Here is a 22,377-nt window from a genome sequence, read left to right as displayed (position 1 = left end):
CCAGCTTTCCCACGGGTTACGTGCGTACGGCGATCCCGTCCAGCACCATCGACAGGTACTGCCGGGCGATCTCCTCCGGGCTGTGCTGTCCGCCGGGCCGGTACCAGGACGCGGCCACCCACACGGTGTCGCGCACGAACCGGTAGGTGAGCCGGACGTCCAGGTCGGCCCGGAAGACCTCGGCGGCGACTCCGCGCTCCAGCGTGGCCAGCCACGCCTTCTCGAACTTGCGCTGCGACTCGGCGAGGAACGCGAACCGCTCCTGCGCGAGCAGCTGCTTGCTCTCCTTCTGGTAGATCGCGACGGCGGCGCGGTGCCGGTCGATCTCCCGGAACGACTCGGTGACCAGGGCCTCCAGGGTCTCCCGCGGTCCCAGCCCGGCGTCCAGGACGGTGTCGTAGCCGCCCCAGAGCTCGTCGAGGAAGGTGCGCAGGATCTCCTCCAGCATCGATTCCTTGGAGTCGAAGTGGTAGTAGAGGCTGCCCGCGAGCATGCCCGCGTGGTCCGCGATCTTGCGTACGGTGGTGGCGTTGTAGCCCTGCTCGGCGAAGACCTCGGCGGCGGTCTCGAGGAGTTCGCGCCGCCGGGCGGGTGCGGCGGTCACCTGGGGCTTCTTCTTGGTCGGCACGGGTCCATTGTCGTCCGCTCCGGTCCTCAGGCGTGCTGGCTGCTGACGGAGACGACTTCCCCGGTCAGGTACGAGGAGTAGCCGGACGCCAGGAACACGATCACGTTGGCCACCTCCCAGGGCTGTGCATACCGCCCGAAGGCCTCGCGTGCGGTCAGTTCCTCCAGCAGTTCCGGCGTCGTCACCTTCACCAGGTGCGGGTGCATGGCCAGGCTCGGCGAGACGGCGTTGACGCGCACCCCGTACTCGGCGGCCTCCATCGCCGCGCACCGGGTCAGCGCCATCACGCCCGCCTTCGCCGCCGCGTAGTGGGCCTGCCCGGCCTGGGCGCGCCAGCCGACCACGGAGGCGTTGTTCACGATCACGCCGCCGCGTCCGTCCGCCCGCATCAGCCGCAGCGCCGCCCGTGTGCACCGGAACGTGCCGTTCAACGTCACGTCGAGGACGCGGGCCCACTGCTCGTCACTCATGTCGACGAGGTCCGACGTGCCGCCCAGACCGGCGTTGTTGACCACCACGTCCAGCCGCCCGTGCTCCCGCACGGCGGCCTCGAACAGCGCCTGCACCTGGCCCTCGTCGGTGACGTCGCACGGCAGGGCGGCCACCGACGACGCCCCGAACTCGCGGGCGAGCTCGGCCTCGTACTCCTTGAGGCGCCGCACATGCGCGTCGCCGATCAGCACGCGTGCGCCCTCCTCCAGGAAACGCCGCGCGGTCGCGCCGCCGATGCCCGCCCCGGCCGCCGCGGTGATGACGGCGGCGCGTCCCTTCAGCAGCCCGTGCCCCGGCTCGTACACGGGACTCTCGACGACTGTCATAGCCCCACGCTAACCTACCAAACACTTGTTAGGGAAGGATGGCAGCCGATGGATCTCGCCTTCACACAGGAAGAGGAGGCCTTCCGCGCCGAGGCCCGGGCCTGGCTCGCGGACCGGGTACCGCGCGCTGCCCTGCCGTCCCTGGAGACCGCGGAGGGCTTCGCGGCCCACCGCGCGTGGGAGGCCGGACTGGCCGCGGACCGCTGGTCGGTCGTCAACTGGCCGACGGCGTACGGCGGAAGGGACTCCGGCCTGGTCCGGTGGCTGATCTTCGAGGAGGAGTACTGGGCGGCGGGGGCCCCGGCCCGGGTGGGTCAGAACGGGATCAGTCTGCTCGCCCCGACCCTGTTCGAGCACGGCACCGAGGAGCAGAGAGCGCGCGTGCTGCCGCCCATGGCCACGGGCGAGGTGGTGTGGGCGCAGGCCTGGTCGGAGCCGGAGGCGGGCTCGGATCTGGCGTCCCTGCGGTCCAAGGCGGTGCGCACGGACGGGGGCTGGCTGCTGAGCGGGCACAAGACGTGGTCGTCGCGGGCCGCCTTCGCGGACCGCGCCTTCGGCCTGTTCCGCAGCGACCCGAGGGCCCCGAAGCCCCATCAGGGCCTGACCTACCTGATGTTCGACCTGCGCGCGCCCGGTGTCACGGTCAGCCCGATCGGCCGCCTCGACGGGAAACCGGCGTTCGCCGAGCTGTTCCTGGACGAGGTGTTCGTGCCGGACGAGGACGTGATCGGCGCGCCCGGCGAGGGCTGGCGGATCGCGATGTCGACGGCGGGCAACGAGCGGGGGCTGATGCTCCGCTCCCCCGGCCGCTTCCTGGCCGCGGCGGAACGGCTGCACCGTCTCTGGCAGCGGCAGGGCTGCCCGCCCACCGCCCAGGCGCAGGTGGCGGACGCCTTGACAGGCGCCCGGGCCTACCGGCTGTTCACCTTCGCCGCCGCCTCCCGCTTCCTGGAGGGCGCCTCCATCGGCCCGGAATCCAGCCTGAACAAGGTCTTCTGGTCCGAGTACGACATCGCGCTGCACGAGACGGCCCTCGATCTGCTCGGCGCACAGGGCGAGGCGGCGGACTCGGAGTGGGCCGAGGGCTATGTCTTCTCCCTCGCCGGACCGATCTACGCGGGCACCAACGAGATCCAGCGCGACATCATCGCCGAGCGGCTGCTCGGCCTGCCGAAGGGGCGCTGATGGCTCCGCCGGGTCCGCCGCGACGGGTTGTTTGTCGTCTGCGGCGCCGTCGTGGCTTGGCGCGCCCACGCGGCGGTAGCCGCATGTTCAACACAGCCCCGCGCCCCTTCAGGGCGCTTCCGAACTGCACCGCAACTCCCGCGCCCGAAGGTATGCCGAACGTTTCGAAGGGACGTTACTCATGCGATTCCTCCTTGACGCCGAGCAGCTTGCGTTCGCGGCCTCGCTGGACGCCAGGCTGACCGCCGCCGACATGCCTTCGACCGTACGGGACTGGAGCCGAGGCGAGCACTCAAGCGGCCGCGCGCTGTGGTCCCGTCTCGCGGACGCGGGCGTCTTCGCGCTGGCGGTCCCCGAGGAGTACGGCGGCCTGGGGCCGCGTCCGGTCGAACTCGCCGTCGCGTTCGTCGAGTTGGGGCGACATGCGGTGCCGGGCCCGGTGGTGGAGACGGTCTCGGCGGCCGCCCTGCTCGGCGCACTGGACGACACAGGCCCGGCCAAGCGTCTGCTGCCCGCACTGGCCTCGGGCGAGTCGGCGGCGACGCTCGCGACGGGGCCGTATGCGCTGGACGCGGACATGGCGGACGTACGGCTGACCGTGGCGCCAGGAAGCACCGAGCTGCGCCTCGCTCCCCCGCCCGGCCGGCCGCACCCCTCCCTCGACCCCGCCCGCCGCCTCTTCGCGCCGGCGCCCGGCGGGGAACTGCTCGCCGCCGGTGCGCAGGTCTCCGAGGCTGTCGCCCCCGCCCTGACCTGGGGGCGCCTCGCCGCTGCCGCCCAGTGCCTCGGCGTCGGACTGGCCCTCCTGGACCGAACCGTCGCCTACGTTCGGCTGCGCACCCAGTTCGGCGTCCCCATTGGCTCCTTCCAGGCCGTCAAGCATCGACTGGCCGATGCGAAGATCGCGTTGGAGTTCGCCCGCCCCCTGGTGTTCGGTGCCGCGCTCACCATGGCCCCCGCCGACGTGGCCGCCGCCAAGGTCACGGCATCCGAGGCGGCGTACGCCACCGCCCGTACGGCGCTGCAGTTGCACGGCGCGATCGGCTACACCGCGGAGTACGACCTGTCCCTGTGGCTGACCAAGGCCCGCGCCCTGCGCACCGCGTGGGGCGGGCCCGAGGAGTGCCGCGCCCTGGTCCTCAGTGGTGGTGATCGCCCCTGGTGAGTTCCCGGTACTCCTCCACCGTCGGCTTCGGGATGTGCGACTCCGAGCCGAACATCACCCGGGCCAGCCGGGCGCGCACCCGCTGCCCCGGCCTGACCGGCCGCCGTACGCCGTTCGCGTCGACGAGCGGGCCGATCTCGTAGGGCGGGTTCTGCTCGTGCTGGGTGAGGGTGAACAGCTGGTCCTGCGCGAGGGGCTCGTGGACCTCGACGAACTCGCCGTGCGGCAGCCGTTTGATGGTGCCGCTCTCCCTGCCGTGCAGCACCTTGTCCCGGTCCTTGCGCTGCAGGCCCATGCAGACCCGTTTGGTGACGAGGAACGTGACGACCGGCGCCACGAAGAAGGAGACCCGCACGAACCAGGTGATCGAGTTGATGGACAGATGCAGATGGGTGGCCACGATGTCGTTGCCGCCGCCGATCAGCAGCACCAGGTACAGGGCCAGCCAGGCCGCGCCCAGCCCGGTGCGGACCGGCATGTTGCGCGGCCGGTCCAGGATGTGGTGCTCGCGTTTGTCGCCGGTGATCCATGCCTCCAGGAAGGGGTACAGGCCGAGGGCGAGCAGCAGCAGCGGGAAGAGCGTGAAGGGGATGAAGACGCCGAGTTCCAGGGTGTGGCCCCAGAAGTTGAGCTCCCATCCCGGCATCACCCGGATCAGGCCCTCGGAGAAGCCGAGATACCAGTCGGGCTGGGCGCCGGTGGTCACCAGATCCGGGCGGTAGGGTCCGAAGGCCCACACGGGGTTGATGCTGGCGATGCCGCCCATGAACGCCAGCACGCCGAAGACCAGGAAGAAGAAACCGCCCGCCTTGGCCATGTAGACCGGCAGGAAGGGCATGCCGACCACGGTCTTCTGGTCCCGTCCGGGCCCCGGGTACTGGGTGTGCTTGTGGTAGAAGACCAGGATCAGATGGGCGACGACCAGGCCCAGCATGATCCCCGGCAACAGCAGGACATGGACCGGGAAGAGCCGCGAGATGATGTCGTGCCCCGGGAACTCCCCGCCGAACAGGAAGAAGGACAGGTACGTCCCGACGATCGGGACGGACAGGATCGCGCCGTCGGCGAAGCGGATGCCGGTGCCGGACAGCAGGTCGTCGGGGAGCGAGTAGCCGGTCAGACCGGTGATGATGCCGAGGAACAGCAGGGTCCAGCCGAACAGCCAGTTGAGCTCGCGCGGCTTGCGGAACGCGCCGGTGAAGAACACCCGCATCATGTGGACGAGCATGCCGGTGACGAAGACCAGCGCCGCCCAGTGGTGGATCTGCCGGATCAGCAGCCCGCCGCGCACGTCGAAGCTGATGTCGAGGGTGGACTCGTAGGCCCGGGTCATCGAGATGCCGTTGAGCGGGACGTACGAGCCGTGGTAGATCACCTCGACGCCGCTCGGCTCGAAGAACAGGGTGAGACAGATGCCGGTGAGGATCAGGATGAGAAAGCTGTAGAGGCAGATCTCCCCCAGCATGAAGGACCAGTGGTCCGGGAAGACCTTGCGCATATTGGCCTTGGCCAGCCCGTACAGACCCAGCCGCCCGTCGGCCCAGTCCGCCAGCTTCTCACCCGTGCCCGACGGCTCCCTGCGCCTGGAGCCGGCCGTCTCGTTCCCCGATCGTGCGCCGTCCATACGTTCGTCGCCTCCCCGTCGGATCATCCTCAGGGTGGCACGGCGTCCCGGGTAAGCCAACGGTGAGAGCACCGTACGAGTGATGCACGCCGGTCCCGGGCTCTCAGGCGGGCCGCACGATCCCCCGGGCCCGGGCGGCGGCCAACCACGTCGGGAACTCGCCGACCAGCCGGTCGTACAGCTCCGCGTCGGTCACCCGCGCCGGGTCCGACCCGGCGTGGAAGAAGCCGGCGTTGTCGACGACCCGCTTCTGCGGCACCGCGAGATCGTCCAGCTTGCGCAGGAAGTCGAACTGCTTGCTGTCAGGATCCCCGAAGCCCACGAACTGCCAGAACAGCGGGAGGCGGGCCGCCTTGCACAGATAGCGTTCCGCGGCCAGCTTGTTGATCGGCCCTCCGTCGGTCTGGAAGACGACCAGGGCGGGGGCGGTCGAACCGCTGTCGAGGTAGTGGTCGATGACCGCGTCCATCGCCAGGTGGTAGCTGGTCTTGCCCATGTGCCCGAGACCGGCCACGATCTTCTCGATCCGGCCCTCGTGACCGGCGAGCGCGATGTCGGTCTCGGCGTCGACGTCCGTCGAGAAGAAGACCACGGGCACCCGCCCGTCGTCGTCGAGATGCGCGGACAGCCCCAGCACCCGGTCGGCGAGCGCCTGCACACTGCCGTCCTTGTAGTACGGCTTCATCGAGCCGGAGTAGTCGACGACGAGGTACACCGCCGCCCGCAGTCCGTCGAGCCCGTGCTTGTGGAGCGACACCCCGGCGCTCTTGTACAGACTGACCAGCGCGGGCGCGGTCTCCTCGATCTTGCGGAGGCTGATCGCGGCCATGCTCCCCCCTTCGTCCGTGCCGAGGTTACGTCACATCCACCCCACCGCTCCCACCACCCACACCTGTTCGCTATTTTGTTCGCCGCCGTCCCCACCGGCTCGCTGCCCGTCCCACCCCTCCGAGGAGCCGGCTGTGGAATCCGAGTCCACCGTCACCACCTGCTACCGCCATCCCAAGGTGGAGTCCCACGTCCGCTGCACCCGCTGCGACCGGTACATCTGCCCGGACTGCATGCGGGAGGCGGCCGTCGGCCACCAGTGCGTGGAGTGCGTGAGGGAGGGCGCCCGGTCGGTACGGCAGGCGCGTACGGCGTTCGGCGGCCGCGTCACCTCGGCGCCGGTGGTGACGTACGTCCTGATCGGGCTCAATGTGCTCGCGTATCTGGGCGAGTTGGTGCGTCCGTCGGTCGTGGACCGGTTCGAGATGCTGGGCCGCGGGCTGGTCGGACCGGACGGCGGCCACTACGGGTGGGTGGCCGGCTATCCCGCCGACTTCCACCTCGAAGGGGTGGTCGGCGGTGAGTGGTACCGCCTGCTCACCGGGGCCTTCCTGCATCTGCCGCCCACCGGGGGGACGTTCGGGATCGCGCACATCGTGATGAACATGGTGGCGCTGTGGAACATCGGCCGGGTGGTCGAGTCCCAGCTCGGCCGGATCCGCTACATCGCCCTGTACGTCCTGTCGGCGCTCGGCGGCTCCGTCCTGGTCCTGCTGATCGCCCCCGACCAGGCCGCGGTCGGCGCCTCGGGCGCGATCTTCGGGCTCGGTGCCGCGTACTACGTCATGGCCCGGCGGCTGGGCGCCGACATGAGGTCCGTCAACCAGTTCATGGGCGGTCTGCTGCTGTGGCTGGTGATCTCCGCGTTCGTCACGTCCTGGCAGGGCCACCTCGGCGGCCTGCTGGCCGGCGGCGCGGTGACCCTCGCCTACGCGTACGCGCCCCACGACCGGCGCCGCAACCTCGTCCAGGCGGGCGCCTGCGTCGCCCTGCTGGCGCTCCTCGTGATCCTGACGGTCGCGAAGGTCACGGAACTGGCCGCCTGACCGGGATCACCCGGCCGTACCCTCTCGTTATGAAACGTGCCGGTTTCCTCCTGTTCGCGGCCCTCCCCGCGGTCGTCACGGGCGTGGTCTACGTCCTCGCTCCCGCCGAATCCTCCGGCGGGAGCGGGAGCAGGACGCCGACCAGCGCCGCGCAGAAGGCTCGCCAGATCGCCAAGAGCCGGGCCGAGCACGAGAGCGCGGAGGACCAGGAGGTGATCGCCGACCTGCCGGCCGGCCTCGCCGCCCCCGCCAAGAAGGAACTGGCCCAGGAGCTCGTGGCCAGCGCCGAGAACTCGACGCTGGACTGGCGCAGTGCCTACGGCTACATCGAGGACATCGACGACGGCCAGGGCTACACCGCCGGCACCGTCGGCTTCTGCACGGGTACCCACGACCTGCTCGCGCTCGTCGAGCGCTACACCGAGGACCATCCCGACAACGGCCTCGCCGACTACCTGCCCGCCCTGCGCGAGGTCGACGGCACGGACTCCCACGAGGGCCTGGACCCGGACTTCACCGCCGCCTGGAAGGCCGAGGCACAGCTGCCCGCCTTCCGGAAGGCCCAGGACGAGGAACGCGACCGCGTCTACTTCGACCCGGCCGTCCGCCTAGCCAAGCTGGACGGGCTCGGCACACTCGGCCAGTTCGTCTACTACGACGCCATGGTCCAGCACGGCCCCGGCACCGGCCCGAACAGCTTCTACGGCCTGCGCGAACGCGCCATGGACGAGGCGGACCTCCCCGCACAGGGCGGCTCCGAGCGGGACTACCTGGACGTCTTCCTCGACATCCGCGTCGAGGCCATGCACACCGCGCGTCCGGACCTCGACACCAGCCGCGTCGAGACGGCCCAGCGGCAGTTCCTGTACGACGGGAACCTGGCCCTGAAGACGCCGCTGGTGTGGAAGGTGTACGGGGAGACGTACAAGGTGCCGTAGCCCGCCCCGCCCGGCGGTCGACCGCAGACATGCGACGGCGCCTGCCATCGTCCGGTCGGGGACAGGGCAAGCGCCGTTGCGGTGTTCCGCACGCCTTTGTACGGGACGTATATGAGGGACCGTCAGGCCATCAGGGCCCGGTCCGTCGGGCGGATCGGGGCCGGCAGGTCGCTGGCGCCCGTCAGGAAGCGGTCGGTGCCGCGGGCGGCCGAGCGGCCCTCCGCGATCGCCCACACGATGAGGGACTGGCCGCGGCCCGCGTCACCGGCGACGAACACGCCGGGGACGTTGGTCTGGAAGTCGGCGTCGCGGGCGATGTTGCCGCGCTCGTCGAGCTCCAGGCCGAACTGCTCGACCAGGCCGTTCTCCCGGTCGGTGCCCGTGAAGCCCATCGCCAGGGTGACCAGCTGGGCGGGGATCTTGCGCTCCGTGCCCGGCTTCGGGGTCAGCCTGCCGTCGATGAACTCCACCTCGGTCAGGTGCAGCCACTGGACGTTGCCGTCCTCGTCGCCCTCGAAGTGGGTGGTGGAGACGGAGTAGACCCGCTCGCCGCCCTCCTCGTGCGCCGAGGTGACCTTGTAGAGCATCGGGAAGGTCGGCCACGGCTGGGAGACCGGGTTCCGCTCGTCGCCCGGGCGGGGCATGATCTCCAGCTGCGTGACGGAGGCCGCGCATTGGCGGTGGGCGGTGCCCACGCAGTCCGCGCCGGTGTCGCCGCCTCCGATGACCACGACGTGCTTGCCCTCGGCCGAGATCGGGGAGGTGACGTAGTCGCCCTCCTGGACCTTGTTCGACAGCGGCAGGTACTCCATCGCCTGGTAGATGCCCTTGAGCTCGCGGCCGGGGACCGGGAGGTCGCGGGCGGTCGTCGCACCGGCGGCGATGACGATCGCGTCGTAGCGCTTCTTGAGGTCGGTCGCCTTGAGGTCGCGGCCGATCTCGATCCCGGTACGGAAGCGGGTGCCCTCCGCGCGCATCTGCTCGATACGGCGGTTGATGTGCCGCTTCTCCATCTTGAACTCGGGGATGCCGTACCGGAGAAGGCCTCCGATGCGGTCCGCGCGCTCGTAGACGGCGACCGTGTGACCGGCCCGGGTCAGCTGCTGGGCAGCGGCCAGACCCGCCGGGCCCGAGCCGATGACCGCGACCGTCTTGCCCGAGAGGCGCTCGGGGATCTGCGGGGCGACATCCCCGGTCTCCCACGCCTTGTCGATGATCGAGACCTCGACGTTCTTGATGGTCACCGGCGGCTGGTTGATGCCCAGCACACACGCCGACTCGCACGGAGCGGGGCACAGCCGACCCGTGAACTCCGGGAAGTTGTTCGTCGCGTGCAGACGCTCCGAGGCGGCCGACCAGTCCTCGCGGTAGGCGTAGTCGTTCCACTCGGGGATGAGGTTGCCCAGCGGACAGCCGTTGTGGCAGAAGGGGATGCCGCAGTCCATGCACCGGCTGGCCTGCTTGCTGATGATCGGCAGCAGGGAACCGGGGACGTAGACCTCGTTCCAGTCCTTCAGACGCTCGCCGACGGGACGGGACTTGGCGACCTCACGGCCGTGGTTCAGGAAGCCCTTCGGGTCAGCCATTGATCGCCGCCTCCATCATCTTCTCGGTGATCTCGGACTCGGAGAGTCCCGCCTGCTCGGCGGCGTCCTTGGCGGCGAGCACTGCCTTGTACGTGCTGGGGATGATCTTGCTGAAGCGGTCCACCGCGGTGTCCCACTCGGCGAGGATCTTCTCGGCGACCGTGGAGCCGGTCTCCTCCTGGTGGCGGCGCACCACGTCGTGCAGCCACTGCTTGTCGGTGTCGTCGAGGGCCTCGACGGCGCTGAGGTTGCCGGCGTTGACGTTGTCGACGTCCAGGTCGATCACATACGCGATACCGCCGGACATACCGGCCGCGAAGTTGCGGCCGGTCTCGCCGAGAACCACCGCGCGACCGCCGGTCATGTACTCGCAGCCGTGGTCGCCCACGCCCTCGGAGACGACCGTCGCACCGGAGTTGCGGACACAGAACCGCTCGCCGCTTCGACCGCGCAGGAACAGCTCGCCGCCGGTCGCGCCGTAGGCGATGGTGTTGCCCGCGATCGTCGAGTACTCGGCGAGGTGGTCGGCGCCCCGGTCCGGGCGGACGATGACACGGCCGCCGGAGAGGCCCTTGCCGACGTAGTCGTTGGCGTCGCCCTCCAGGCGCAGCGTGACACCGCGCGGCAGGAAGGCGCCGAAGGACTGGCCCGCGGAGCCGGTGAAGGTGATGTCGATGGTGTCGTCGGGCAGGCCCGCGCCACCGAACTTCTTCGTCACCTCGTGGCCGAGCATCGTGCCGACCGTGCGGTTGATGTTGCGGATCGCGACCTGGGCGCGCACCGGCTGGGCGTCGGTCGCGGAGTCTGCGGCCAGGGCGTCGGCGGCGAGCTTGATCAGCTCGTTGTCGAGCGCCTTCTCCAGGCCGTGGTCCTGCTCGATGACCTGGTGGCGCACCGCGCCCTCGGCCAGCGCCGGCACGTGGAACAGCGGCTCCAGGTTCAGGCCCTGCGCCTTCCAGTGGTCGACGGCACGCGTGACGTCGAGCGCCTCGGCGTGGCCGACGGCCTCCTCGATGGAGCGGAAGCCCAGCTCGGCGAGGATCTCGCGGACCTCTTCGGCGATGTACTGGAAGAAGTTGACGACGTACTCGGCCTTGCCGGAGAACCGGTCCCTGAGGGTCGGGTTCTGGGTGGCGATGCCGACCGGGCAGGTGTCCAGGTGGCAGACGCGCATCATCACGCAGCCGGAGACGACGAGCGGCGCGGTCGCGAAACCGAACTCCTCGGCGCCGAGCAGCGCGGCGATGACGACGTCACGGCCGGTCTTCAGCTGGCCGTCGGTCTGGACGACGATGCGGTCGCGCAGGCCGTTGAGCAGCAGCGTCTGCTGGGTCTCGGCGAGGCCGAGCTCCCAGGGACCGCCCGCGTGCTTCAGGGAGGTCAGCGGGGAGGCACCCGTGCCACCGTCGTGACCCGAGATCAGGACCACGTCCGCGTGCGCCTTGGAGACACCCGCGGCGACCGTGCCGACGCCGACCTCGGAGACCAGCTTGACGTGAATCCGCGCCTGCGGGTTCGCGTTCTTCAGGTCGTGGATCAGCTGGGCCAGGTCCTCGATGGAGTAGATGTCGTGGTGCGGCGGCGGGGAGATGAGGCCCACGCCCGGCGTCGAGTGACGCGTCTTGGCGACCCACGGGTAGACCTTGTGGCCGGGCAGCTGGCCGCCCTCGCCGGGCTTGGCGCCCTGGGCCATCTTGATCTGGATGTCGTCGGCGTTGACCAGGTACTCGGAGGTCACGCCGAAGCGGCCGGAGGCCACCTGCTTGATGGCACTGCGCCGGGCCGGGTCGTAGAGACGGTCCGGGTCCTCGCCGCCCTCACCGGTGTTGGACTTGCCGCCCAGCTGGTTCATGGCGATGGCGAGCGTCTCGTGCGCCTCGCGCGAGATGGAGCCGTACGACATGGCGCCGGTGGAGAAGCGCTTGACGATCTCGGAGACCGGCTCGACCTCGTCGATGGAGATCGAGGGGCGGTCCGACTTGAAGCCGAACAGACCGCGGAGCGTCATCAGTCGCTCGGACTGCTCGTTGACGCGCTCGGTGTACTTCTTGAAGACGTCGTAGCGGCCGGTGCGGGTGGAGTGCTGGAGACGGAAGACCGTCTCCGGGTCGAACAGGTGCGGCTCACCCTCGCGGCGCCACTGGTACTCGCCGCCGATGTCGAGGGCGCGGTGCGCGGGCGCGATGCCGCTCGCGGGGTACGCCTTCGCGTGCCGGGCGGCGACCTCCTTGGCGATGACGTCGATGCCGACGCCGCCGATCTTGGTGGCCGTGCCGTTGAAGTACTTCTCGACGAAGGCCTCGTCGAGACCGACGGCCTCGAAGACCTGGGCGCCGCGGTAGGAGGCGACCGTCGAGATGCCCATCTTGGACATGACCTTCAGTACACCCTTGCCGAGGGCGTAGATCAGGTTGCGGATGGCCTGCTCGGGCTCTATGTCCGAGAGGAAGGTGCCCGCGCGGACCAGGTCCTCGACGGACTCCATCGCCAGGTACGGGTTGACGGCCGCGGCACCGAAGCCGATGAGCAGCGCGACGTGGTGGACCTCGCGGACGTCGCCGGCCTCGACCAGCAGGCCCACGTGGGTGCGCTGCTTGGTGCGGATGAGGTGGTGGTGGACGGCCGCGGTGAGCAGCAGCGAGGGGATCGGCGCATGCTCGGCGTCCGAGTGACGGTCCGACAGGACGATCAGCCGGGCGCCGTTCTCGATGGCCGCGTCGGCCTCGGCGCAGATCTCCTCGATGCGCGCGGCGAGGGCGTCGCCGCCGCCGGAGACCCGGAACAGGCCGGAGAGGGTCGCGGCCTTGAAGCCGGGCATGTCGCCGTCGGCGTTGATGTGGATGAGCTTGGCCAGCTCGTCGTTGTCGATCACCGGGAAGGGCAGGACGACGCTGCGACACGAGGCGGCCGTCGGGTCGAGCAGGTTGCCCTGCGGACCGAGGGAGCTGCGCAGCGAGGTCACGAGCTCCTCGCGGATCGCGTCCAGCGGCGGGTTGGTGACCTGCGCGAACAGCTGGGTGAAGTAGTCGAACAGCAGCCGCGGGCGCTCGGAGAGCGCGGCGATCGGGCTGTCCGTGCCCATCGAACCGATCGGCTCGGCACCGGCCTTGGCCATCGGAGCGAGGATGACGCGCAGCTCCTCCTCGGTGTAACCGAAGGTCTGCTGGCGGCGGGTGACCGAGGCGTGGGTGTGGACGATGTGCTCGCGCTCGGGCAGGTCGCCCAGCTCGATCTCACCGGCTTCGATCCACTCGGCGTACGGCTGCTCGGCGGCGAGGCCCGCCTTGATCTCGTCGTCCTCGATGATGCGGTGCTCGACCGTGTCGACGAGGAACATCTTGCCGGGCTGCAGCCGGCCCTTGCGGACGACCTTGGAGGGGTCGATGTCGAGGACGCCGACCTCGGAGCCGAGGACGACCAGGCCGTCGTCGGTGACCCAGTAGCGGCCGGGGCGAAGGCCGTTGCGGTCGAGGACCGCGCCGACCTGCTTGCCGTCGGTGAAGGTGACGCAGGCCGGGCCGTCCCAGGGCTCCATCATCGTGGAGTGGAAGTTGTAGAAGGCGCGGCGGGCCGGGTCCATGGAGTCGTGGTTCTCCCACGCCTCCGGGATCATCATCAGCACGGAGTGCGGCAGGGAACGGCCGCCCAGGTGCAGGAGTTCGAGCACCTCGTCGAAGGACGCGGAGTCGGAGGCGTCCGGCGTGCAGATCGGGAAGACGCGGTCCAGACCCTTGTCGCCGAAGAGGTCGGAGACCAGCTGCGACTCGCGGGCGACCATCCAGTTGCGGTTGCCCTTGACGGTGTTGATCTCACCGTTGTGCGCGACGAAGCGGTAGGGGTGCGCGAGCGGCCACGACGGGAAGGTGTTCGTGGAGAAGCGCGAGTGGACCAGCGCGACGGCCGACGCGAAGCGGCGGTCGGAGAGGTCCGGGAAGAAGGGCTCCAGCTGGCCGGTGGTCAGCATGCCCTTGTAGACGATGGTGCGCGCGGAGAGCGACGGGAAGTAGACACCGGCCTCGCGCTCGGCGCGCTTGCGCAGCACAAAGGCCTTGCGGTCGAGGGCGATACCCGTAGCAGGCACAGCGGCGTTGTCGGTGACGAAGATCTGCCGGAAGGCGGGCATCGTCGAGCGGGCGGTGGCACCGAGCAGTTCGGGCGCGACCGGCACCTCGCGCCAGCCGAGGACGGTGAGGCCCTCTTCGGCGGCGATCGTCTCGATCCGCGAGACGACCTCGGCCGTGCCGTCCTCCGGCAGGAAGGCGATGCCGACGGCGTAGGCACCGGCCGCGGGCAGCTCGAATCCGGCCACCTCGCGGAAGAAGGTGTCGGGGACCTGGGAGAGGATGCCGGCGCCGTCGCCCGAGTCGGGCTCGGAGCCGGTGGCACCGCGGTGCTCGAGGTTGCGCAGCACCGTCAGGGCCTGCTCGACCAGGGTGTGGGACGCCTCGCCGGTGAGGGTCGCCACGAAACCGACGCCGCACGCGTCGCGTTCGTTGCGGGGGTCGTACATACCCTGCGCAGCAGGGCGAGCATCCATGAAGGACCAGTTCTGGCCATTCGCGGAATGCTGGGACGGCTGGCGCGGCGTACGCATCGGCTCTCCCGTCGTCGTCTCAAGTGGCTGGGGCCCCTCCCAGGCTCTTGAGGCTCTGGGGGAGCAGATTGCCGAGGGACGACGTTGGCCCTCTGCTGGGTGCAAAATTTCGTGCAGGTTACATGATGGAGCGGTTCTCGGGAACCGGGATATTCCGTTCCAACATGCGGACACCGCGCGGCTGCAGTGCGGGTACCGCGCCTGCGGTGGAAGCTATGGGGACCGAGTGGGACAGATCGATGTCCGTCGGCCCGGAAGACGGGGAGGGCTGCGTCGCCCTTCCCGCGGGTGCGCGGCAGGCTTCATTGCCCACAGCGCTTACGGCTCATGCCCAGTGGTTAAGCATTCGAAACCAGTGAGTAACGGCTACTTATGCGGCCCAACGCATAACTTGTAGCCGCCCTATCCTACGGCCGTTCCGAACACGATGCCCAGGGCGTACGTCACACCGGCCGCCGCGGCGCCCAGGGCGAGCTGTCTGAACCCGCTGAACCACCAGCTCCGCGCGGTCACCTTGGCCACCACGGCACCACATGCGAACAGCCCGAAGAACGCGAGCAGCAGGGCCGGCCACAGCGCGGTCGCACCGAGCAGATACGGCAGCACGGGCAGCAGGGCGCCCAGCGCGAAGGAACCGAAGGAGGACACGGCGGCGACGAGCGGCGAGGGCAGGTCCCCGGGGTCGATGCCGAGCTCCTCGCGGGCGTGTATCTCCAGGGCCTGCTCGGGGTCCTTCGACAGCTGCCGGGCCACTTCCCGCGCCAGCTCCGGCTCGACACCGCGGGCCTCGTAGAGCGCCGCGAGCTCGGCCTCCTCGTCCGCCGGATGCTTCCTCAGCTCGGCCCGCTCCACATCCAGCTCGGCCTCCACGAGTTCACGCTGCGAGGCGACGGAGGTGTACTCACCGGCGGCCATGGAGAAGGCACCCGCGGCGAGCCCCGCAAGCCCGGTCAGGACAATGGTCTGCTGACCCACGGCCCCGCCCGCGACGCCGGTCATCAGCGCGAGGTTGGAGACCAGCCCGTCCATCGCACCGAAAACCGCGGGCCGCAGCCAGCCGCCGTTCACATCCCGGTGCGTGTGGTTGTCGCGGTGCGCCACGTGCAGCGCGGCCTCGGTCTCGATGATCGCCATTGTGGGAGTCCCCCAGGGAAGCTAAGCCAAAGCTAACTTTGGACAAGTTCTACTCTTCGACAACAGCAAACGTACGCCCCGAATTCCCCGCCCGCCAGCAAGGAAAGGCTCGGCTAACCTGCGGCTTTACCTCTCTGTGCTCACTCGGGCGCATGTGCGCACAGATGTCGACCGGGTGACTTGGCTCTGCGCCAGGCGCAGGTCAACCGCCGACGGTGGGACACATGGGCAAAGGGTTCGCGCCCTGTGCGAGCCCCCTCCCCGAAGAGGCCGCGTATGGCATCGATCGCCTGCACTCCCTCGGTCCCCTCGCCGGGGAACGCCACCGACCGCCGCGCGCGGGCACGCGGCGCGCTCCTGGGCCTGGCGGTCGGCGACGCCCTCGGGGCCCCGGCGGAGAACCTGAAGCCGTCGGAGATCCGTGCCCGCTGGGGCCGCATCACGGGTTACGTGACGGACAAGCCGGCCGGCACGGACGACACCGAGTACGCGATCTTCTCCGGTCTGCTGCTGGCCCGGCACGGTTCCGCGCTCACTCCCTCACATGTGGAGGCGGCCTGGCACGAGTGGATCGCGGACCGCGAGGAGGGCCCGTTCCGCGGCGCGGGCTTCAGCGAACGCGGCACCCTGGAGAACCTCCGCCGGGGCCTTGCGGCCCCCATCTCGGCCCAGCACCGCCACGCCTGGAGCGACGGCCTGGCGATGCGCGCGGCGCCCTTCGGCGTCTTCGCCGCGGGCCGCCCCGCCGAGGCGGCCCGGCTGGCGGCGATCGACGGCTCGGTGAGCCATGACGGCGAGGGCATCTACGGCGGCCAGGCGGTCGCGGCAGGCGTCGCGGCGGCGATGGCGGGCGCACCGACGATCGCCGTCGTGGCCTCCGCCCTGGCCGTCGTCCCGGACGACTCCTGGACGGCCCGCTCGCTGCGCCGCGCGGTGGCGGTGGCCCATCGCGGCGAACGGGCGGTCCGCTCGGCGGTCGTCATCGGCGGCTATCCCTGGACCGACCTGGCCCCCGAGGCGGTCGCACTGGCCTTCGGTGCCTACGCGGCGGCGGACGGCGACTTCCGCGACGCGGTCCTCACGGCGGTCAACATGGGCCGGGACGCGGACACCACGGCAGCGGTGGCGGGCGCGCTGGCCGGAGCGACCCAGGGGGTCTCGGCCATCCCACCGGCCTGGGCGGCGGCCATCGGCCCGGCCCGGGGCAGCTGTCTGCCGGCCATGGCGGGCCACCACGTACTGGAGGTGGCGGACCTCCTGGTCCCTGACGAGGGCGCGGCCGCACGGAAACCCACACCGGACGTGCTGGGGCGCACGAACTTCCCGCTCCCTGATCCCACCGCCTTCACCCTGGCCGCGACCGACGAGACGGAGACGCCCTCATGAGCCCGCCCGCCCCCTGGAACGAGGGAACGACAGAGCCGACCGACCCCACAAACCCGCCCCAACCCGCAGCCGCCGACGACGAGAACCCCGCAGAGGGGCCACGCACGGCCGACCCCGCAGCCGCCGACGGCGAGGACCCACCACAGGGGTCACCCGCACCCGCCGACGAAAGTCGCACGGGTGGTGCGGGTGGGAACCGATCCGCCGAGGGGGATGAGCCCCGGCACCCGCAGGGCCCCGCAGGGGCGGCCGCGCCCCGGCGCCCGCGGGGAACCGCCGGGTCCGGAAGAACCGTCGGGCTCCTGCTCGGTCTGGCCGCGGGCGACGCCGCCGGCTGGCCCGCCGCCCGCCACCGAGCCGCCCGTATGCCCGAGTGGACACGCCGCCTCACCCGTGAACTCGACACCTTCGCCGAACAGAACGCCACCACCACCCTCCCCGTCCCCATCGCCCTGAACCAACCCCCCGAACCCCTCCGCCTCGGCCCCTCCGACGACGCCGAGTGGGCGGCCTTCGCCGCGGAGGCACTCCTGCGCGCCGGCGACGACACCGCCCTCGCCGACCTCAGCCGACAACGCCGTACAAGAGCCGCCATCGACCTCACCTGGAACGCCCTCGCAAGCGAAGTGGCCGCCGCAGCGGATCGCGCACCGGAGGTCGAGTCCGCCGTCCTCCCCCTCCGCGCCCGCATCTCCGTCCGCGCCGGCCTCGGCAACCTCGCCACCGGCCTGCGCCCGCCCGCCACCGGCCATGACAACCCCCACTACTTCGACGACGCGGCCTGCGTACGGGCCTGCGTACTCGCCGTGGCTCACCCCGGCGCCCCCCGACTCGCCGCCGACCTCGCCGAGTTCGACGCCCGCTACACCCAGGACGGCGACGGAGTGCACGGCGCCCGGGCCATGGCGGCGGCACTCGCCCTGGCACTGTCCGGCGCCGACGTCGAGACCTGCGTCGACGCGGCCCTCACCGAACTCCCCGAGACCACGGAGATCAGCCGCAACGCCCGCCACGCACTCGAGCTGGCCGCCGACGCCGAGACCGCCTTCACCCTGATCCCGCTCCTGGAACACCAGATCGTCGACCACGTCTACAGCTACGGCATCGCCGCGGCCGAAACGGTCCCGGTGGCCCTGGCCCTGACCGCCGCGTCGAACGGCCGTATCGCCGAAGCGGTACCGGCCGCGGCCTGCCTCTCCCGGGTAGCCGACTCGGCCCCGGCCCTGGCGGGCGCCCTCACCGGCGCGCTGGGCGGCAGCGCGTCGATCCCGCGGTCCTGGCGGGAGGCCTGCCGCACCCTCTCCGGCTGCGCACTCCCCCGCCTCACCGGCACCGACCTGGTGGAACTCGCCGAACTCCTGGAAGCAACACAACCGGCCCCGCCAGGAGGATGATTCGGGCCATGAGGTCCAAAAACCCCAAAACCAGCCTCGAGGACCGGATCACCGGGGCCCTCGTGGGCGCGGCGGTGGGCGACGCCCTCGGCGGCCCCGTCGAGGGCTACTCCCCCGACCAGATCCTCGAACGCCACGGCGGCCGCGTCCACGGCATCGTCGGCCCCTGGAACGGCGAGTCCTGGCGCACGGCCCGCCCCCTCGCGCCGTACCACAAGGGCGATGGCCACGTCACCGACGACACCTTGATGACGCACGCCCTGATCCGCGTCTACGACCGGGTCCGTGACCACCTCGACGCGTACGCGATCGCGGACCACCTGGTCCCGGACCTGATGACGACCCCCCGCTGGATCCCGGAACTGGAGCAGGAAGCCCTCCCCCTGCACCGCGTCTTCCTCGCCGAGAAATGGCTGGTGGCCCGCCTCCACTACGGCCATGTCGACCCCCGTGAGGCCGGCACGGGCAACATCGTCAACTGCGGTGCGGCGATGTACATGGCCCCGGTGGGCCTGGTGAACGCGGCCAGCCCTCCGGCCGCCTACGCCGAGGCGATCGACATCGCCGGCGCCCACCAGTCCTCGTACGGCCGAGAAGCAGCAGGCGTCTTCGCGGCCGCGGTGGCCGCGGCGGCCACCCCCGGGGCAACCCCGGACTCGATCGTCACCACGGCCCTCTCCCTCGCGAAGGACGGCACCCGCACGGCGATCGAGAAGGTCTGCGAAGCGGCGTCCCGCCACACGGACTTCGAATCGGCCCTGATTCCGCTACGGGAAGCAGTCGCCCCCTTCGACACGGTCGGCCCGGACTACCGCGCCCCGTCCCTCGGGGCCCGCCGCCCGTCCCGCCTCCATTCGATCGAGGAACTCCCCGTCGCCCTGGGCATGTTGCTGGTGTCGCGCGCCGACTACCGCCACGCGGTCCTGGGCGCGGTGAACTACGGCCGCGACTGCGACTCGATCGCGACGATGACCGGCGCGCTGGCCGGGGCGCTGGGATCCCCGGTCCCGGAGGACTGGTCGAAGCAGGTCGCGGAGGCGAGCCGCCTGGACCTGTGGCAACCGGCGGCGACGCTCACCGCCGTGACCCGCGAGATCTTCGAACGGGACGTACACCGCCGCAGGGCCCACGAGTCGGCGTTCCTCGACCTCGGAGACCCAAGATGCTCCGACTGACCTGGGTCCAGCCGGAGGACCTGATCGGCCACGAACTGCGCCAGGCGACCCTGGACGGCCGCGAACCGTCGGCGATCGCAGCGAGATGGAAGGCGGCGGGCGGCACGGAGGCCCCGCTGCACGCAGGCGCGTCAACGAAACCGGCATCGCGCTACCTGCGACTGCTGGCAAAGGACTTGCTGGACGAACTGGCGGACCTGCCAAGCAAGTTGGCGGACACCGAACCAACGGACCTGGCACGGATCAAGTCCCTGTGCCCAGACTGGCCGAACGCCGTCACCCCCCTTGGCCTGCGGGCAGTCGTGCCGCTCGGGGCGGCTCCCGACCCAAGGAGAGGCGGCACCCCGCCGGCGCGGGTAAGCGGCCCCACCCCTACAGCCACCCCAACGCACGAGCACCTGGAAGCCGCCTGGCTAGGCCGAGCAGTCGGCTGCCTCCTGGGCAAACCCGTAGAAAAACTCCCCCTCCAAGCCATCCGCCACCTGGCCAAAGCCACCGGCAACTGGCCCCTGAACACGTACTTCACCGCCCACGGCGTCCCCGAAGAACTCCTCTCGGCACACCCCTGGAACCGCCGCTCGGCGGCAACCTCCCTCGCCGAGAACATCGACGGCATGCCCGAGGACGACGACCTCAACTACCCCCTCCTCAACCTCCTCCTGCTGCAACGCCACGGCAGACACTTCACCACCACCGACGCGGCCGCCCTCTGGCTCTCCGAACTCCCCGCAGGCCGCACCTTCACCGCCGAACGCATCGCCTACCGCAACCTCCTCCTCGGCCTGGAGCCACCCCACACGGCCCGCCACCGCAACCCCTTCCGCGAATGGATCGGCGCCCTCATCCGAGCCGACGTCCACGGCTGGACCAACCCCGGCAACCCGGCCGCCGCAGCCGAACAGGCCCATCGCGACGCCACCCTCACCCACACCGCCAACGGCGTCTACGCGGCGATGTTCACGGCGGCCGCCATCGCGCAGGCGGCCACCGCCACCCACGACGTGCACGCCTGCCTGAGTACCGGCCTCACGGTGGTCCCACCCCGCTCCCGGCTGGCCCGAGCCGTCCGCCACGCCATCCGACTCGCCGAGAAACACGCCGACTTCGGCACCGTCGTGGACGAGCTCCACGCCACCCACGCCGGCACCCACCACTGGGTCCACGCCGTCCCCAACACGGCCCTGATCGCCGCCGCCCTCACCCACGCGAACGGCGACTTCACCGGCTCCATCTGCCGTGCCGTGTCGGGCGGTTGGGACACGGACTCCAACGGCGCCACAGCAGGCAGCATCGCCGCCCTCCTCACCGGCAGCCCCCTCGCCCTCCCCGACCGTTGGACCACCCCCCTCAAGAACCGCCTCGCCACCTCCATCGGCGACTTCAACGGCATCGGCTTCGACACCCTGGCCCACCTCACCCACCGGGAGGCATCCCGCCCATGACCCACATCGTCGTACTGGGCAGCACGAACACCAACCTCGTCACCTACGCCGAGAAGGCCCCGCAACGCGAAGAGACGGTCCCGGTCGGAAACGACGCCCACGGCGCCCGCGTCCTCACCCCGGCCGCCGTGCTCTCCGTCCAGCGGCCCGGCGCGCCGGCGTCGATGCCCTGCCGCCCGGAGATCGAAGCGCAGTTCGCGTCATGAACGAAGCCCCGCTCACCGGCCTGCGCGTCCTCGACCTCGCCACCCTCTTCGCCGGCCCGCTCGCCGCCACGATGCTCGGCGACTTCGGCGCGGAGGTCATCAAGGTGGAGCACCCCGCGAAGCCCGACCCCTCCCGTGGCCACGGCCCGTCGAAGGACGGCGTCGGCCTCTGGTGGAAGGTCCTCGGCCGCAACAAGCGCACCATCACCCTCGACCTGTCGAAGCCCGGCGGCCGCTCCACCCTGCTGCGTCTCGTCGCCACCGCCGACGTCGTCATCGAGAACTTCCGCCCCGGCACGCTGGAGAAGTGGGACCTGGGCTGGGCGGAGCTGTCCGCCGCCAACCCCCGCCTGATCCTCACCAGGGTCACCGCCTTCGGCCAGTTCGGCCCGTATGCGCACCGCCCCGGCTTCGGCACCCTCGCCGAGGCCATGAGCGGCTTCGCCGCGATCACCGGCGAACCGGACGCACCTCCGACGCTGCCGCCCTTCGGCCTCGCCGACTCCATCGCCGGTCTGGCCACCGCCTACGCCGTCATGACCGCGCTGTCCGCCCGCGAGCGCACCGGCGAGGGGCAGGTCGTCGACATGGCGATCATCGAGCCGATCCTCACCGTCCTCGGCCCCCAGCCGACCTGGTACGACCAGCTGGGCTACGTGCAGCAGCGCACCGGCAACCGGTCCGCCAACAACGCGCCCCGCAACACCTACCGCACCGCCGACGGCGCCTGGGTCGCCGTCTCGACCTCCGCGCAGTCGGTCGCGGAACGCGTCATGTGCCTGGTGGGCCGCCCCGAGCTGATCGACGAGCCGTGGTTCGCGACGGGCGCCGACCGCGCCCGGCACTCCGATGTCCTGGATGAGGCCGTCGGCACCTGGATCGCCGAGCGCAGCCGTGACGAGGTCCTCGCGGCCTTCGAGAAGGCCGAGGCCGCGGTCGCGCCCATCCAGGACGTACGGGACGTGATGACCGACCCGCAGTACGCGGCCCTGGACACCCTCACCACCGTCGACGACCCGGACCTGGGCCCCCTGCGCATGCAGAACGTCCTCTTCCGCCTCTCCGCCACCCCCGGCACGATCCGCTGGGCGGGCCGCCCGCACGGCGCCGACACGGAGGCCGTCCTGAGCGACCTCGGCCTGACCCCCACCGACCTGACAACCCTCCGCGAGGAGGGCGCCGTATGACGCAGAACGTCCTCCCCCACCTCTTCGCCACGACCGACCCC

At 70.9% G+C, this 22,377-nt stretch carries 17 protein-coding genes; 10 read left to right on the top strand and 7 right to left on the bottom strand.

Annotated elements, in window-relative coordinates; translation table 11 throughout:
* Positions 1-16: 16 nt before the first annotated feature.
* Together ACWC1K_RS44690 and ACWC1K_RS44685 are read right to left on the bottom strand one after the other, a co-directional pair.
* On the bottom strand, positions 17-628 hold the full coding sequence (locus ACWC1K_RS44690; protein WP_450839300.1) for a TetR/AcrR family transcriptional regulator: 612 nt from the start codon (positions 626-628) through the stop codon (positions 17-19).
* Positions 629-654: 26 nt separating this feature from the next.
* A complete protein-coding gene (locus ACWC1K_RS44685; protein WP_450839298.1) occupies positions 655-1,446 on the bottom strand; it encodes an SDR family oxidoreductase in 792 nt (263 codons plus the stop codon).
* A 48-nt stretch (positions 1,447-1,494) separates the two neighbouring features.
* Between ACWC1K_RS44685 and ACWC1K_RS44680 the strand changes: the two genes are divergently transcribed.
* Entirely contained in the window at positions 1,495-2,631 is a 1,137-nt protein-coding gene (locus tag ACWC1K_RS44680; RefSeq protein ID WP_450839297.1) for an acyl-CoA dehydrogenase family protein, read from the top strand.
* A 181-nt stretch (positions 2,632-2,812) separates the two neighbouring features.
* The gene (locus ACWC1K_RS44675; RefSeq protein ID WP_450839295.1) at positions 2,813-3,796 is read left to right on the top strand and encodes an acyl-CoA dehydrogenase family protein; all 984 of its coding nucleotides are present in this window, start codon (positions 2,813-2,815) and stop codon (positions 3,794-3,796) included.
* Here ACWC1K_RS44675 and qcrB read toward each other — a convergent pair.
* Both qcrB and ACWC1K_RS44665 read right to left on the bottom strand, forming a co-directional pair.
* Positions 3,771-5,420, bottom strand: a complete 1,650-nt coding sequence (gene qcrB / locus ACWC1K_RS44670; protein ID WP_450839293.1) for a cytochrome bc1 complex cytochrome b subunit — start codon at positions 5,418-5,420, stop codon at positions 3,771-3,773. The two genes, ACWC1K_RS44675 and qcrB, sit on opposite strands and share 26 nt — an antisense overlap.
* 103 nt (positions 5,421-5,523) lie before the next feature.
* The gene (locus tag ACWC1K_RS44665; protein WP_450839291.1) at positions 5,524-6,249 is read right to left on the bottom strand and encodes a vWA domain-containing protein; all 726 of its coding nucleotides are present in this window, start codon (positions 6,247-6,249) and stop codon (positions 5,524-5,526) included.
* A 133-nt stretch (positions 6,250-6,382) separates the two neighbouring features.
* Here ACWC1K_RS44665 and ACWC1K_RS44660 point away from each other — a divergent pair, with 133 nt between their 5' ends.
* Together ACWC1K_RS44660 and ACWC1K_RS44655 are read left to right on the top strand one after the other, a co-directional pair.
* Complete coding sequence (locus ACWC1K_RS44660; RefSeq protein WP_450839290.1) at positions 6,383-7,294, top strand: rhomboid family intramembrane serine protease; 912 nt, start codon at positions 6,383-6,385, stop codon at positions 7,292-7,294.
* Positions 7,295-7,323: 29 nt separating this feature from the next.
* Positions 7,324-8,232 (top strand): chitosanase, encoded by a 909-nt coding sequence (locus tag ACWC1K_RS44655; protein ID WP_450839288.1) that lies wholly within the window; start codon positions 7,324-7,326, stop codon positions 8,230-8,232.
* Positions 8,233-8,354: 122 nt separating this feature from the next.
* On the opposite strand, the gene ACWC1K_RS44650 is transcribed toward ACWC1K_RS44655, so the two are convergent.
* The 3 genes from ACWC1K_RS44650 to ACWC1K_RS44640 all read right to left on the bottom strand — a co-directional run bounded on the left by ACWC1K_RS44650 (position 8,355) and on the right by ACWC1K_RS44640 (position 15,546).
* Entirely contained in the window at positions 8,355-9,818 is a 1,464-nt protein-coding gene (locus ACWC1K_RS44650; RefSeq protein ID WP_450839287.1) for a glutamate synthase subunit beta, read from the bottom strand.
* Positions 9,811-14,412 (bottom strand): glutamate synthase large subunit, encoded by a 4,602-nt coding sequence (gene gltB / locus ACWC1K_RS44645; protein WP_450839286.1) that lies wholly within the window; start codon positions 14,410-14,412, stop codon positions 9,811-9,813. The genes ACWC1K_RS44650 and gltB overlap by 8 nt, the downstream gene beginning before the upstream one ends.
* A gap of 402 nt (positions 14,413-14,814) precedes the next feature.
* On the bottom strand, positions 14,815-15,546 hold the full coding sequence (locus ACWC1K_RS44640) for a VIT1/CCC1 transporter family protein (protein ID WP_450839285.1): 732 nt from the start codon (positions 15,544-15,546) through the stop codon (positions 14,815-14,817).
* Positions 15,547-15,822: 276 nt separating this feature from the next.
* Here ACWC1K_RS44640 and ACWC1K_RS44635 point away from each other — a divergent pair, with 276 nt between their 5' ends.
* Genes ACWC1K_RS44635 through ACWC1K_RS44610 form a run of 6 tightly spaced genes read left to right on the top strand, consistent with a single transcriptional unit; the run spans position 15,823 to position 22,336 of the window.
* Positions 15,823-16,932, top strand: coding sequence for an ADP-ribosylglycohydrolase family protein (locus tag ACWC1K_RS44635; protein ID WP_450839283.1), 1,110 nt, complete (start codon positions 15,823-15,825; stop codon positions 16,930-16,932).
* Positions 16,929-18,326 carry an ADP-ribosylglycohydrolase family protein gene (locus ACWC1K_RS44630; protein ID WP_450839282.1) on the top strand — a complete coding sequence of 466 codons (1,398 nt, stop codon included), beginning with the start codon at positions 16,929-16,931 and terminating at the stop codon, positions 18,324-18,326. Before ACWC1K_RS44635 ends, ACWC1K_RS44630 begins: the two co-directional genes overlap by 4 nt.
* A gap of 8 nt (positions 18,327-18,334) precedes the next feature.
* Complete coding sequence (locus ACWC1K_RS44625) at positions 18,335-19,501, top strand: ADP-ribosylglycohydrolase family protein (RefSeq protein ID WP_450839280.1); 1,167 nt, start codon at positions 18,335-18,337, stop codon at positions 19,499-19,501.
* Entirely contained in the window at positions 19,489-20,943 is a 1,455-nt protein-coding gene (locus ACWC1K_RS44620) for an ADP-ribosylglycohydrolase family protein (protein ID WP_450839279.1), read from the top strand. Before ACWC1K_RS44625 ends, ACWC1K_RS44620 begins: the two co-directional genes overlap by 13 nt.
* Positions 20,940-21,149, top strand: a complete 210-nt coding sequence (locus ACWC1K_RS44615; RefSeq protein ID WP_450839277.1) for a hypothetical protein — start codon at positions 20,940-20,942, stop codon at positions 21,147-21,149. The genes ACWC1K_RS44620 and ACWC1K_RS44615 overlap by 4 nt, the downstream gene beginning before the upstream one ends.
* Positions 21,146-22,336 carry a CaiB/BaiF CoA transferase family protein gene (locus ACWC1K_RS44610; protein ID WP_450839276.1) on the top strand — a complete coding sequence of 397 codons (1,191 nt, stop codon included), beginning with the start codon at positions 21,146-21,148 and terminating at the stop codon, positions 22,334-22,336. The genes ACWC1K_RS44615 and ACWC1K_RS44610 overlap by 4 nt, the downstream gene beginning before the upstream one ends.
* Positions 22,337-22,377: the final 41 nt, after the last annotated feature.

Source organism: Streptomyces sp. NPDC001492 (assembly GCF_053597275.1).
This window is presented reverse-complemented; position numbering and strand designations above follow the sequence as displayed.

Bases quoted from the DNA above. Each gene is read 5' to 3' on its own strand.
- ACWC1K_RS44610 (WP_450839276.1), top strand. From the start codon at position 21,146: ATGAACGAAGCCCCGCTCACCGGCCTGCGCGTCCTCGACCTCGCCACC.
- ACWC1K_RS44685 (WP_450839298.1), bottom strand. From the start codon at position 1,446: ATGACAGTCGTCGAGAGTCCCGTGTACGAGCCGGGGCACGGGCTGCTG.
- ACWC1K_RS44655 (WP_450839288.1), top strand. From the start codon at position 7,324: ATGAAACGTGCCGGTTTCCTCCTGTTCGCGGCCCTCCCCGCGGTCGTC.
- qcrB (WP_450839293.1), bottom strand. From the start codon at position 5,420: ATGGACGGCGCACGATCGGGGAACGAGACGGCCGGCTCCAGGCGCAGG.
- ACWC1K_RS44635 (WP_450839283.1), top strand. From the start codon at position 15,823: ATGGCATCGATCGCCTGCACTCCCTCGGTCCCCTCGCCGGGGAACGCC.
- ACWC1K_RS44680 (WP_450839297.1), top strand. From the start codon at position 1,495: ATGGATCTCGCCTTCACACAGGAAGAGGAGGCCTTCCGCGCCGAGGCC.
- ACWC1K_RS44675 (WP_450839295.1), top strand. From the start codon at position 2,813: ATGCGATTCCTCCTTGACGCCGAGCAGCTTGCGTTCGCGGCCTCGCTG.
- ACWC1K_RS44625 (WP_450839280.1), top strand. From the start codon at position 18,335: ATGAGGTCCAAAAACCCCAAAACCAGCCTCGAGGACCGGATCACCGGG.
- ACWC1K_RS44650 (WP_450839287.1), bottom strand. From the start codon at position 9,818: ATGGCTGACCCGAAGGGCTTCCTGAACCACGGCCGTGAGGTCGCCAAG.
- gltB (WP_450839286.1), bottom strand. From the start codon at position 14,412: ATGCGTACGCCGCGCCAGCCGTCCCAGCATTCCGCGAATGGCCAGAAC.
- ACWC1K_RS44665 (WP_450839291.1), bottom strand. From the start codon at position 6,249: ATGGCCGCGATCAGCCTCCGCAAGATCGAGGAGACCGCGCCCGCGCTG.
- ACWC1K_RS44615 (WP_450839277.1), top strand. From the start codon at position 20,940: ATGACCCACATCGTCGTACTGGGCAGCACGAACACCAACCTCGTCACC.
- ACWC1K_RS44640 (WP_450839285.1), bottom strand. From the start codon at position 15,546: ATGGCGATCATCGAGACCGAGGCCGCGCTGCACGTGGCGCACCGCGAC.
- ACWC1K_RS44620 (WP_450839279.1), top strand. From the start codon at position 19,489: ATGCTCCGACTGACCTGGGTCCAGCCGGAGGACCTGATCGGCCACGAA.
- ACWC1K_RS44630 (WP_450839282.1), top strand. From the start codon at position 16,929: ATGAGCCCGCCCGCCCCCTGGAACGAGGGAACGACAGAGCCGACCGAC.